General features: G+C 66.3%; 11 protein-coding genes, 1 tRNA gene and 3 pseudogenes. 6 read left to right on the forward strand and 9 right to left on the reverse strand.

The window, feature by feature from the left end; genetic code table 11:
• Positions 1 to 160: 160 nt before the first annotated feature.
• Positions 161 to 492, forward strand: a pseudogene (locus MKK84_RS27740) (hypothetical protein); the annotation flags it as partial.
• A 203-nt stretch (positions 493 to 695) separates the two neighbouring features.
• Here the strand turns inward: MKK84_RS27740 and MKK84_RS27745 are convergent.
• Complete coding sequence (locus tag MKK84_RS27745) at positions 696 to 2,183, reverse strand: hypothetical protein (RefSeq protein WP_243925260.1); 1,488 nt, start codon at positions 2,181 to 2,183, stop codon at positions 696 to 698.
• 453 nt (positions 2,184 to 2,636) lie between these two features.
• Here MKK84_RS27745 and MKK84_RS27750 point away from each other — a divergent pair, with 453 nt between their 5' ends.
• The gene (locus MKK84_RS27750) at positions 2,637 to 2,900 is read left to right on the forward strand and encodes a hypothetical protein (RefSeq protein WP_243925261.1); all 264 of its coding nucleotides are present in this window, start codon (positions 2,637 to 2,639) and stop codon (positions 2,898 to 2,900) included.
• 217 nt (positions 2,901 to 3,117) lie between these two features.
• A complete protein-coding gene (locus MKK84_RS27755) occupies positions 3,118 to 4,113 on the forward strand; it encodes a helix-turn-helix domain-containing protein (protein WP_243925262.1) in 996 nt (331 codons plus the stop codon).
• Between the two features lie 539 nt (positions 4,114 to 4,652).
• Here the strand turns inward: MKK84_RS27755 and MKK84_RS27760 are convergent.
• The 6 genes from MKK84_RS27760 to MKK84_RS27785 all read right to left on the reverse strand — a co-directional run bounded on the left by MKK84_RS27760 (position 4,653) and on the right by MKK84_RS27785 (position 7,175).
• Positions 4,653 to 4,967: a hypothetical protein gene (locus MKK84_RS27760; RefSeq protein ID WP_243925263.1), complete on the reverse strand. Its 315-nt coding sequence runs from the start codon at positions 4,965 to 4,967 to the stop codon at positions 4,653 to 4,655.
• Positions 4,967 to 5,383 carry a hypothetical protein gene (locus MKK84_RS27765; RefSeq protein WP_243925264.1) on the reverse strand — a complete coding sequence of 139 codons (417 nt, stop codon included), beginning with the start codon at positions 5,381 to 5,383 and terminating at the stop codon, positions 4,967 to 4,969. The genes MKK84_RS27760 and MKK84_RS27765 overlap by 1 nt, the downstream gene beginning before the upstream one ends.
• A 73-nt stretch (positions 5,384 to 5,456) precedes the next feature.
• Complete coding sequence (locus tag MKK84_RS27770; protein WP_243925265.1) at positions 5,457 to 6,041, reverse strand: hypothetical protein; 585 nt, start codon at positions 6,039 to 6,041, stop codon at positions 5,457 to 5,459.
• Between the two features lie 57 nt (positions 6,042 to 6,098).
• Entirely contained in the window at positions 6,099 to 6,377 is a 279-nt protein-coding gene (locus MKK84_RS27775) for a hypothetical protein (RefSeq protein ID WP_243925266.1), read from the reverse strand.
• Positions 6,378 to 6,443: 66 nt separating this feature from the next.
• Positions 6,444 to 6,833, reverse strand: a complete 390-nt coding sequence (locus MKK84_RS27780; RefSeq protein ID WP_243925267.1) for a penicillin-binding protein — start codon at positions 6,831 to 6,833, stop codon at positions 6,444 to 6,446.
• A gap of 51 nt (positions 6,834 to 6,884) precedes the next feature.
• A complete protein-coding gene (locus MKK84_RS27785) occupies positions 6,885 to 7,175 on the reverse strand; it encodes a hypothetical protein (RefSeq protein WP_243925268.1) in 291 nt (96 codons plus the stop codon).
• A 105-nt stretch (positions 7,176 to 7,280) separates the two neighbouring features.
• Between MKK84_RS27785 and MKK84_RS27790 the strand changes: the two genes are divergently transcribed.
• On the forward strand, positions 7,281 to 7,532 hold the full coding sequence (locus MKK84_RS27790) for a multiprotein-bridging factor 1 family protein (RefSeq protein WP_243925269.1): 252 nt from the start codon (positions 7,281 to 7,283) through the stop codon (positions 7,530 to 7,532).
• A 246-nt stretch (positions 7,533 to 7,778) separates the two neighbouring features.
• On the opposite strand, the gene MKK84_RS27795 is transcribed toward MKK84_RS27790, so the two are convergent.
• Positions 7,779 to 7,854: transfer RNA gene (locus MKK84_RS27795), tRNA-Cys, on the reverse strand.
• A 588-nt stretch (positions 7,855 to 8,442) separates the two neighbouring features.
• On the opposite strand from MKK84_RS27795, the gene MKK84_RS27800 reads away from it, so the two are divergent.
• Positions 8,443 to 8,721, forward strand: coding sequence for a hypothetical protein (locus MKK84_RS27800; RefSeq protein ID WP_243925270.1), 279 nt, complete (start codon positions 8,443 to 8,445; stop codon positions 8,719 to 8,721).
• Between the two features lie 124 nt (positions 8,722 to 8,845).
• Here the strand turns inward: MKK84_RS27800 and MKK84_RS27805 are convergent.
• Positions 8,846 to 10,183 (reverse strand): annotated as a pseudogene (locus MKK84_RS27805) (porin); the annotation flags it as partial.
• Here MKK84_RS27805 and MKK84_RS27810 point away from each other — a divergent pair.
• Positions 10,169 to 10,405, forward strand: a pseudogene (locus MKK84_RS27810) (c-type cytochrome); the annotation flags it as partial. The pseudogenes MKK84_RS27805 and MKK84_RS27810 sit on opposite strands and share 15 nt — an antisense overlap.

A 10,405-nucleotide genomic window follows, 5' to 3' on the forward strand; every position in this document is an offset into this window, starting at 1 on the left:
TGTAGTTTCACGGACACACCCTTGGGTGATGAGGGGGCGTGTCGTAGTAAACCGCCTCTTAACGCGCCCTCGACCGCCGTAATACTTCGCGGTCTACATGCAAGAGCGCCACGACATGCCAGAGGCGCTTTGGTTGCGAACTAGCAGAACGTGGTCGTTCGGCTGCGGCCGACCGCACGGGCGGGACCGGTCCACCACCTCGGGGACGGCCGCTGGTGGGACGCGGACGCCGGCCGGCGGCGTGATGGTTGTGGCCGCCGGATCCGGATCGCGGTAGAGGCCGACATCCTTAGAAGGTTGCGCCGGACGCGGGTGGTGCTGGCGGCAGCCCACCGTGATCACGACACCTCGAACAACGCCGACGCCAATCTCGCGGCCTTCTGCCAGCGCTGCCACATGATCTACGACCGGCCGGAGCATCAGCGGCGACGCTGGCGCACGCTGTTTCGGCGGAAGGCGCTCGGGGACCTGTTCGGTGGCCCATATGGCTGACTTGCCGGTGCCGGAGAGTTGCTAGGCGGTCCAGTCACCCGCTGAGAGCAGCACCCTTATCAGCGTGCCAGCCGCGGATGAACGCTGCTGTGCTGCACCCCTTCGACGGAGCTCAGCAGCTTAGAGGGACGGCTTCGTAGGCTGGACTGGCCTAAACGGAACGATGCTGTAACAGAACGCCGTGCGGCAGGCTTAGCACTCGTCTACGGTCCATCTGGATCGCCCAGCGTGACCTCCCACAGACGGCAGTCCGGGCTTTCGCGCATCAGTGTGGCCCGGACGGCATGGCGCCGACGGAGCGCATCGAACCAGCCGCGGCCTGCCTCATCGAGCACGAGGAAGCGACCCTGGGCGAGGATGTCATTCGTAGACAGGACGTTTGCGGCGAGCGCGCTGCCAGGGGTGGCCCAGTGGCGCAGAATTTCCATGATGTGGAAGTCCATGGCGTTGTTGCGGGCGCGTTTCGGGTAGTCCAGCACGACGCGCCAGTCGAGCGGGTAAAGGGTCTTCTGGTTCGGCGCGTATCGGGCACGCGGCAGCCAAACGTGGGGCGACACGGCGACGACTGGTAGGCCGACGCGCGCGGCATCGGCTTCGAGGAAGTGGCCCTGAGTGTCGAGGCACGGAATTTCTTCCTGCCAGACGTCGAGCGACAGGCTCCAGCTCCCGATTAGAACGCAGGTCGCCGCGGTACCGGCCAGGGCGGCTGGCCGGGCGCCGTGCCGCGCTGCTTCGACGGCCGGCAGCGGCAGCAGCGCCGCGATGAGTAGGTTGGGAATGAAGTAGCGCTGGATAAAGAACGGCGTGATGAGTTGCGAGCCGAGCCAAGCCGCGAGGGTCAGGCCAGCGTAGGAAAACAGCGCGGCGTACAAGGCTGCGACATCGCGGCGTTCTCTGATGAGTCGGCGTGGGTCAAAGCGCAGGCGGACGGCCGCTAAGGCGAGGGCGATACCGAGCGCTATCGTCAGCGGCCGCGATCCCGTGAGCGCCTCCAACAACGTATCGACGTTCGGCACGGGGATCCAGCCGTATGGCGTGGCGACGGCCTTCTGGAACGGAAAGGAGATGGCGATCCAGGCGAGGAGCGCGGTGAGCGAAGGCACGGCCGCGAGACCGAGCGCCGCGGCGGCGCGCCGGTCGCGGCCGGCGAAGCACGCGAGCCCGGCGGCGCCGAGCGTGGCGAGCACGTAGAAGCCGCCGAAGCTGTGGGCGAGGGTGGCCAATAGGCCGATGCCGGCCAGCGCGATCGCCCTCGCGGGGTTCGGCCGATCCACGACGCGCAGGGCGGCGAGGAGCGTCGCAGAGACGAGGAACAGGTAGAGCGCGTAGGTGCGCACTGCGAGGAGCGCGTAGCCCACCATACCGTCGGCGACCAGCAACAGCGCCAGAGTCACGGCGACAGCCCCTGGGGACGCCAGCCGGCGGCCGATCCGGTAGGCGACCGCGGCGGTGGCAGCGAGCAGCACTAGGTTGAACGGCCTGAGCACGCGGTCTGGCGCTGCATCGAGCGCATGGGTCAGCGCCCAAGCGATCGATAGGTAGAGCGGCGGGTTGCCGTCGACGCCACGGATCGCGCCGTCCCACATGTGCCCGAGGCTTGGCGCGTCAACCAGCGTTGCCGTGTAAAGGTCGTCGAGCCCCATCATTCTGCCGAAGGACAGCCAGATCCACCACATCCCGACGAGCAGCATCGCGAATCCGGTTAGCCCAATGGGGCCAGGCAGAAAGGATAAGACGCGTTGGCGAACGGGTACTGGCGCCCCAGGGAGCCAAGAAAACGATGTCGGCATGGCGGCGTCCGTGAGATGGCGGACTGGAGTGTGATGCGGAGCGGTAAACGGCCCACCAAGTCAGGGCCGTGCCTGCCGGCAATTCGTCAGTATGGGGGCTTTACGGACTGATAGTCGCGTTCGTCATACCGACCGGGCGCAGACCGTCACCGCATAGCTCGGCCCGTCCTACCGCCCGCGAGAATTCTCACAGGGTCGCTTGGGCCGAGGTCGATCGCTGCCCCTCGGCAGCCCTCAAATGGTGCTATGAGTTGAGGTCGCGGACCGAGACAGTGCTGCTCATTATGATCAATAACGGTTCCTGTCGGCCGGGCGGCACAGCTAAGTCAACGTCGGGGGATGATCAGCGCGACCATGCCAGCCGGACAGTCGACCCTCGCGGACCTGCGCAAGGCCGGCATCATCACCAGCCAGGAAGTTGTCGCAGCGATCGACCTATACCTGCGGGATCCGACAGCCGGCCCCTACCGCTTCGCCAGCGGCCACAGCATCGACATCGCGGCTCTCGTGAATGCCACGCCGGCTTTCGAGGCGGTGGACCGGTCAGGGCCACAGGAGAAGGTGTTTCGGATTGTGCTGGCGGCAGCGGTCATGTCTGCGCATCCGTCTACGCCGTGAGCTGCCACTGTGGACGACGCCGTTGCTCGAACGGAGCACCCTGTGCGTGCACCTCGTGCAACTGAATACAAGATTAAAAGTTGATATTTGGGCGGAGTGTCATCAGGCCGTGCCCCGTCCTAGGAGAGCGCCTAGTGCCGCATGCCTAACGTCCGCCGCTGAACAGGCCGGGTACCTGAGAATTTGGCTCGTTGAGTGCTGATGAAAGCACGATTAGATGGGGTTGCCTTACTTCTTCCTGACGACGTCAGGCCTGCCCCCGGGAGAGGCCTATGAGCGATGGCGCACCCTCATGGCGCCATTGTACGAAGTCAGACCCACGACTCCATCCGCCGTCCTGCCTTTCGGTAGCAACATCGCCTACCAAGTCGGTGATCTCGTCGCTCACCGCACACTGCTTTCAACTCAGCATCTCCAGCGGGACCGCCGACGCGTCGACGCTGGCCCTGACCATTACACATTCCAACTCTATCGTTCCGGTCGCTATCGAGGCACCATCGCTGGCAAAGCGATTTCAGCCTCATCTGGTACCGTGACGCTCATTGGCCGCCGGCACTTAATCGATGGTATGCTCGACCAAGCCGATACAACTGGCATCGTCGTCCCGTGCGCCCACCTCCATGGTCTACCGCTTGAAGATCATGATTTGCTTTTTGATACAGCCCGCAACCGATTGCTGGCCACATATATTTTGAATATCTATCGCCGATTGCCGACCACCCATCCTGACAACGCTTCGACCGTCGCCAATGAATTCGTAGCCTTCCTTCGCCGTCTGCTTGACCCCTCGCAGGCCACGGACGTGCTGGAGGGTCATGAACTCTATGGCGGTCTGCTCGCGCTAGCCAAAACGATTGTCCAGGAAAATCTGTCGCGAGCTACATTGTCGCCCGAGTTGATCGCCGAGCGGATGCAGATCTCGCGGTCCACACTCTACCGGATGTTCGAGCCGGAAGGAGGCGTGATGCATTTTGTTCAAGGCGAGCGCTTGAGGGCAGTGCGCGACGCCCTCGCTGACCCGATGGAAAGACGCACCATCAGCCGATTGGCGGAGGTGTATGCTTTCAACACGATCGCGCAACTGAGCCGCAGTTTCCGTAATTGCTACGGCACCCCACCTCAGGTTTGGCGTAGCGAGAGCCGAGCAGCTCAACGGATCGGTGAACAAGGGACGCTGCAGCACGTGTGGGCGTGGTTACGCGAAACGCGATAAATTTATCAGGAAATAGTAGTTCTACGGCGTAAAACGGCGACTGCATCTCGCACTCGTCGTCGATCGCTAACGCTGCGGTCTCCGGTTCGACTAGGACGGCCCGCGCAATGCAGCCTTCGAAGGTTGGCATCCGTCGTTTGGCGCATGCGCAATCCTACAGCCGCGAGAGGACAATGGATCGCCTAGAAAGAGAAGGGCAGCGGGACGCGAAGCCGATCTGCGGCGGCTGCTGACCCTCGCTGGCGACGCGCCAAGAATTGGTCCGGCCGGACTGCGCATGCCGGCCGGGCGGCACGGTTAAGTCAACGTTGAGATCGTGCGATGCCTCCGAGCCTGCCGACCGTATTGCAATGCCTTGGCGGCCTCGGCCATTGTCTCTGCAGGGCTGTGGTTCTGGTCGGCGGTGCTCCGCATGCCCCCCGTTCACCGTGAAGCTTTGGGAGAATGGTCGGCCGGCCCGATCGACGCCACGTGACGATGCGCTGAACAAGCAGTCTAAGGTCAACGCCGCAGCGGCGTTGGCCGCCGGCTTCGCCGCGCTAGTGCAAGGGCTTTCGACGGCCCTCGCCCCGGTCTCTGGGGGCTAGGGGTGGTCGCAGGATCGCCCGCACCTCCTTGACGTGCTTGGGCTCGGGAACGCCCGGCAACGTGGCGGCTATCGCCTCGTGCAGGGCCAGCCATCGGCGCATCAGGTGCAACAGACGGTCATCAGAGAAGCCGGGGGCCTGCCGAACGACGCGGTGCATCCGAAGGTCGAGGAGGCGCACGCGCGCCACCAGGATCAGGAAGCGGGCGGTCTCCGGCAGCGACAGGCGCCGCTCTACCGTGGGGCGGGTGGGCAGTTGGGTCGGCATCAGCGCATGCCTACGAAGTCGAGGAGCATCGTGCCGGCCGTCGCGATGACGTTGCCGCGCCCGCGCCAGGGCAGGATGCCGGCCACCGGCTGCGGCTCGATCAACACCTCCGGCAGCACGGTCTCGGGCGCATCGACCTCGCGGTCCCGATCACCGCCGCGCATGTAGACGACCTGCGAGCCCTCGGTGTTCTCGGGGGCTGCCAGAGACGGTTCAGCGTCCCCGCCGTCTTCGTGGTCCGCGTCGCCGTCCATGCGGTCCAGAACCGCGATAATCCGATCCGCCGCGTCGAGGGCGGTCTGAGCCGCCTCCTCCAGGCTGATGCGCAGCGCGGGCCCGGTGGCGGCGGCGCGCTCCCGAAGGCTCGGAGCGGCAAGGTCTTGACGGAACAGGTTGCGGAGATTGAGCGAGGGCATGGTGCCTCCTGGGATCATAGGATCAGGGGAGGCGCGGCGGTTGAGCGCCGCGCGGTGGCGGCGTCAGGCGAGTTCAGCTTGCGCCTGGGTGATGGCCCATGCCGGAAGCGAGCCTGCGGAGCTGTAGAGAGCCTCGTCGCGGTCGATGTGGTCGGGCTCGTCGCCGAACCCAACGAACCCCTCGGGGAAGGCTGCCCCGGTGAAGGTGTAGGACGGCCCGGGTCAGGCTGACGGCAGCAGTGATGGCCGGCTCATCGTTGGTGTACTCAGCTTCGGCCATGATCGCGGCGGCCAGCGCTGTCAGAGCAAGGCCGTCGCTAGTGGTGGGCGGCGGCAGGGCGAGGACTTCCCGAGCTGTGTGCCAGAGGCGCCGGCCCACGAGGTCAGCGGCACGCTCCTCGACGCTGCTGAATTCGGCTGTCTTGCTGGATGGGCGCCGAGCCCTGTCCTCGGCATAGGCGGCCAACAGACAGGCGCGGTACTCGGCGCGCTCGGACTGCGGCTGGGCTGCGAGTGCCGGCAAGGGCACAGCGGTGGCGACGGTGCCGGCCACGACGGTCCGGCGGCTCAGGCTGCCGCGCAGTTCAGTGGCGCGCTCGCGCAGGGCGGTGGCAGGATCGCGGCGGATCAGCTTCTGTCGAGTGGTGCGTAGGGACATCGCGGGATCCTCGAATGAGGGCGCGGGCAGCCGGCCCGCTCGGGTTGCGGGCTGGGGTCAGAGCAGAGTGGCGAGGCCGGTCAGGACCATGCCACCGCCCACGATGGCGACGGCGGCCGGCAGTTCGCCCGCAGCGTCGAGGAAGCGCAGGGACCGGCTGTGCGCCGTGTCCGGCCGGATCGGGGTCACGGCCTGCCGAGGCTCGATCTCGCCGGGGATCGGCTCGTCCGGCAGGTCGCGGTAGGGGCGACGCACGTGGACGCGCTCGGGCTTGCCGCTGTCCGTGACGCGGACCGGGACGGGGTGACTGAAATCTGCGATGCGGGCGTGCTTCATCGTTCGCGCTCCTGATGGGGCTCGTGGCGGTGGGTCGGGGGAAGGCGACGAATTTCGTCGGGCTGGTCAGACCGGTGCGGCGCGGTCCAGCGGCGTCAGGTCGAAGGAGACAGCGCCCGGCCGCTTGGCGACCTTGAGCAGGCGCCTGCGCGCCGCACGGAAGGCGACAGGATCGCCCGATGCCTCGGCCCGGTCGCGGTAGTAGGCGACGAGCGCAACGGCCTCGGCAGGCGTCGCGGGCGTCATGCTGTGGAGCGCGAACCGCGCCTCCGTGCGAACTCGCAGCAGGCCGGCACGATAGGAACGCCAGTCGGCCGGGAGGGGGATGCCAGCGGCTTGCGTGGCGCGGGCGCAGTCACCGGTCCGGCGGTAGGCTGCATCGCCGGCCTTGGCCCACCGGATCGCCTTGGCGAAGGGATCGAACGCCAGGGCGGGCCGGTAGGACGCGAGCGACACGGCGATGGCGAGCGCGGTGCGGCGGGTGAGGGGGCGGACATCGACGCGGCCTCAGTGCGCAGCGGCGCGGTGGGCGGCCTTGGCGACCTGCCAAGCGGCCTTGAGAGCGGAGGACATCGCCACGCGGCGGGAGACGCTGCAGCGCTCCATGATGCCGGGGGCTGCGCGGCAGGCGACGGCCATGATGGCGGCGCGGTCGTACTGGCCGGAGACGACGAGGGGGCGCTTGCCAGCACCGAACTGAATGAAGGCGCGGGCCGAGAGCAGGCCGGCGGGGATCTTGGGCTTGCTGTCGTGTAGCGAGCGGGAGAGGCGGGTCCGAGAGACGATGCGGTTGGACATTGGCGAGCAACCCGACTATGTATGCGGGCGACACCGCTGTGTTTTTCATACACACAGCGGTGTCGGTGTGTACCGTCGGCCTCTAAATGTGTGTGGCAAACATCAATGTTGGTGACGGGCAATCAGCTCAAAGCCGCACGCGCGCTCTCGGGCATCGAACAAGCAGACCTCGCCACGCGGGCGGACCTGCACGTCAACACGATCCGCAAGATGGAGGCGAAGGGCGTCGCGGAGATCACGAGCGGCGCCGACGTGGTCCGCCGGGTCCAGACCGCGTTGGAGGCTGCCGGCGTCGAGTTCCTGAACCACGGGCGCCCTGGCGTGAGGCTTCGAGCCGAGCCTGCCGATCCGTCGTGAGGCGTCACATAAAAAGCGACCCCCTTTTTTTATTCGGAAAGAGGGGCCCCCCTGGGTAGCGCCCCCATTTTCGGGACCCCTAAAAGACCCCCTTTTCGGGGAGAGCGGGATCCTTCCAGCTCACCCATGAAGCTTGGCGAGCCCAACTGGCGATTGGTTATGGAGCGCCCTGCCCTACCCCGCGCGAGTGCCAGGCGGCGATGGCCTCACCGCTCGATGGGAGCCAGATGTTACGTAGGAATGGTTTGGAGGCCGGGGTCCGGAGTCGAACCGGACGTGCGGAGCTTTGCAGGCTCCTGGCTGGACACTCACCCACCTGGCCGTCCTGTTTGAACCATGGCACGCGGGTTGGCTCAAGGCCGCGCGATGAGGGATCCTCGGATGATTGCCGACAGCCTTAGCCGTCTCCTACCTATGAGCGGCGCCGGTCTGGAGTTCATCCCCGAGAACGGTGGCGGAGCGGGGATCCGGTTCCGGGAGCGGAAGGCGTAGTGATGGCGACGCAGGCTTACCGCCTCACCTTACTCCTCCGATTGGTGGGGTCGGACGCGTGTAGACTGAGGCTCGGTAGAAGCGCGGCCCCAGCGTCGAGAGGGATCGCAGGCGAGCGAGACTGTTAGGCGCGAGGTTGTGCATCGCCTGCTAGTGTACCGACAGCCGGTTGCAACGCCAGAAGGCGGCGCGCTCCCCCGCCCATGAATAGATCGGAGCCGGCCGTGGAGTGGATCAGCGCGCAGACGCGGCGATCGGATTGAGGCTTACCCCGCATCTGTTGCCGTTCGTGTCTAGCGTGCGCGAGCACACGACGGTGTTCCTGTGAGCGGCAACTTCCGGGATCGATCGCGCACAATCATGGTTGCCAAACGCTTCAGGAGTTTCCTGCCGCGCCGTCCCCCGACAGGAGATCAGGATGACCAAGATCGCCATCGTTACCGCTATCCTCGCTAGCTTGGCGCCTCCGGCTTTTGCGCAAGCTGTTATCGAGTCGCCGACCAGCACCACCGTAATCGTGCCACCTGGTGCGCCTGGCATCGTCACTCGCCAGCCGGGTTCGACTGGAGATGCACCCGCTGCGACCTACTCGCCGACCGGGCGTGCCGCTGACGGCATCGCGACCGACTCCGCGGCTGCTGGCAATGAGGGCCAGCCGTCCCGCGTCGGTTCGACCGGCAGCGGCGGCGGAAAGTAGCTCCGTTCTGAGTACACCGGATCGGATGCAAAAAAGCCCGGCCTCTCGGCCGGGCTAGTTGGGTCCCTTTGCACGGGGACATCAAGATCGGAGCTTTGGAGAGGACCGATCTCGATCTGGGAAACTAGAAGTCGCGCTGGACGCGGAACCGGACCTGCGAGACCGAGTCCTGCGTGGCGGTACGGACCGCGAAGGTACCGTTGTTGATGCCGGCGATGTTGGCGTAGGCGGTCGGGCTCTTGTCGAGATCGATCGCCCGGCCATTCTTCAGGCCGATCTGAGTGTAGAAGGCCTCGACGCCGATATCGAGATCCTTGACCGGCGACCAGATGATGCTGCCACCCGCCACGAACTGGTAGGTGTCGCGCAGGGCCTGGCTCAGGTTGTAGAACCGCGTGCCGGGCGTGCCGACGGCGTTCGAGCTGAACGGGTTGCTGCCGGCCAGGCCACTCACGAGGCTGTAGATCTGACCTTGAGCGTAGCGGGCGCTCTGCGAGAAGCTCTGCTCGCCGTAGGAGCCGAAGAAGGCCGAGCGCCATTCCGGCGTCCAGTAGTGCAGGTACGACGCGACCGCCGTGAAGCTGGTCGAGGTCTGCAGCTGGCCGGTGAACGGGTTGATGGTCGCGTCAGCGAAGTACTGGGCGAACTTCTGACCCTGGATGGTCGTGGTGCTCTGGGTGTACGAGCCGGTGTACTGAGAGTAGCCGGTGTAGAGCTGCGCGCCCTCGCCGTAGGCACCCTGCAGGTACAGGGCGTCGCCCGGGGCGATGAACGGCGCGTTGATCTTCAGGCCGCCCTGGATGGCCCAGCCTTGAACGTTGCTGGTGTGGGCGGGGACGACGGTCGGACCGGTGCCGGTGCTGGCGGCGGTCGAGAGGTTGCCGACGTTCAGCTCGTGGGTGGCGGCCGAGAGCTGGGCCGAGCCCCAGGCCTGATCGAGGCGCACGACGCCGACGAAGTCGGGCAGGCGCTCACGCTCGATGCTGTCGACGTTGCCGTAGCGGCCCGGGCCGACGAAGACCGGGGTCGGCTGGTTGGTCACGCCGAAGTTCTGGACGCTACCGGTGTTGAGGGTGGCGGAGATATTGAACGGCGAGAAGATCGGGGTGCGGCGGAAGACCGGGTCTTCGATCGAGATCGTGGCCGACAGGCCGTTGCCGATCGTGGCGGTGTAGGCCAGCAGGTTGGTCGAGAACACGTCCGAACCGGCGGTCGCGCCGGCGAACTCGAAGTCGTGGGCGTAGAAGTCGAAGAACGACGACGCGCGACCGGCGGTGAGCCCGGCGAACTGGATGAACGCCTTGTCGACGTTGGCGAATTGCTGGTCGCGGCCGAAGCTGTCGGTGCCGATGCCGGGATAGGCCTGGCCGATACGCTGCTGCGTGCCGGAGGTGCCGACGCCGGAGTAACCGGTGCGGGCGCCGGCATCGAGGCGCACGAAGGCGCGGAGCGTGCGGTAGGCGGCCGGGGACGCCTGGACTAGGCAAAGCCGCTCAAGACGGTCGGGAGCTTCTGGCCCTACGCGCCGACCCTGTTCGACTACCTCCGCCGGGCCATGCCGATGAACGCCCCGGAATCGCTCAGCACCGACGACGTCTACGCGGTCTCGGCCTACATCCTGAACCTGAACGGTCTCGTGCCCGACGAGGCAATGCTCGACGCCCATGGGCTGGCCGCGGTGCGG

This window comes from Methylobacterium sp. E-065 (genome assembly GCF_022829605.1).
Taxonomy (GTDB): domain Bacteria; phylum Pseudomonadota; class Alphaproteobacteria; order Rhizobiales; family Beijerinckiaceae; genus Methylobacterium.

What these genes read in the sequence shown, in the direction of transcription:
- MKK84_RS27745 (WP_243925260.1), bottom strand. Translation starts at nt 2,183, where the DNA reads ATGCTGCTCGTCGGGATGTGGTGGATCTGGCTGTCCTTCGGCAGAATG.
- MKK84_RS27750 (WP_243925261.1), top strand. Translation starts at nt 2,637, where the DNA reads ATGCCAGCCGGACAGTCGACCCTCGCGGACCTGCGCAAGGCCGGCATC.
- MKK84_RS27755 (WP_243925262.1), top strand. Translation starts at nt 3,118, where the DNA reads ATGGGGTTGCCTTACTTCTTCCTGACGACGTCAGGCCTGCCCCCGGGA.
- MKK84_RS27760 (WP_243925263.1), bottom strand. Translation starts at nt 4,967, where the DNA reads ATGCCGACCCAACTGCCCACCCGCCCCACGGTAGAGCGGCGCCTGTCG.
- MKK84_RS27765 (WP_243925264.1), bottom strand. Translation starts at nt 5,383, where the DNA reads ATGCCCTCGCTCAATCTCCGCAACCTGTTCCGTCAAGACCTTGCCGCT.
- MKK84_RS27770 (WP_243925265.1), bottom strand. Translation starts at nt 6,041, where the DNA reads ATGTCCCTACGCACCACTCGACAGAAGCTGATCCGCCGCGATCCTGCC.
- MKK84_RS27775 (WP_243925266.1), bottom strand. Translation starts at nt 6,377, where the DNA reads ATGAAGCACGCCCGCATCGCAGATTTCAGTCACCCCGTCCCGGTCCGC.
- MKK84_RS27785 (WP_243925268.1), bottom strand. Translation starts at nt 7,175, where the DNA reads ATGTCCAACCGCATCGTCTCTCGGACCCGCCTCTCCCGCTCGCTACAC.
- MKK84_RS27790 (WP_243925269.1), top strand. Translation starts at nt 7,281, where the DNA reads ATGTTGGTGACGGGCAATCAGCTCAAAGCCGCACGCGCGCTCTCGGGC.
- MKK84_RS27800 (WP_243925270.1), top strand. Translation starts at nt 8,443, where the DNA reads ATGACCAAGATCGCCATCGTTACCGCTATCCTCGCTAGCTTGGCGCCT.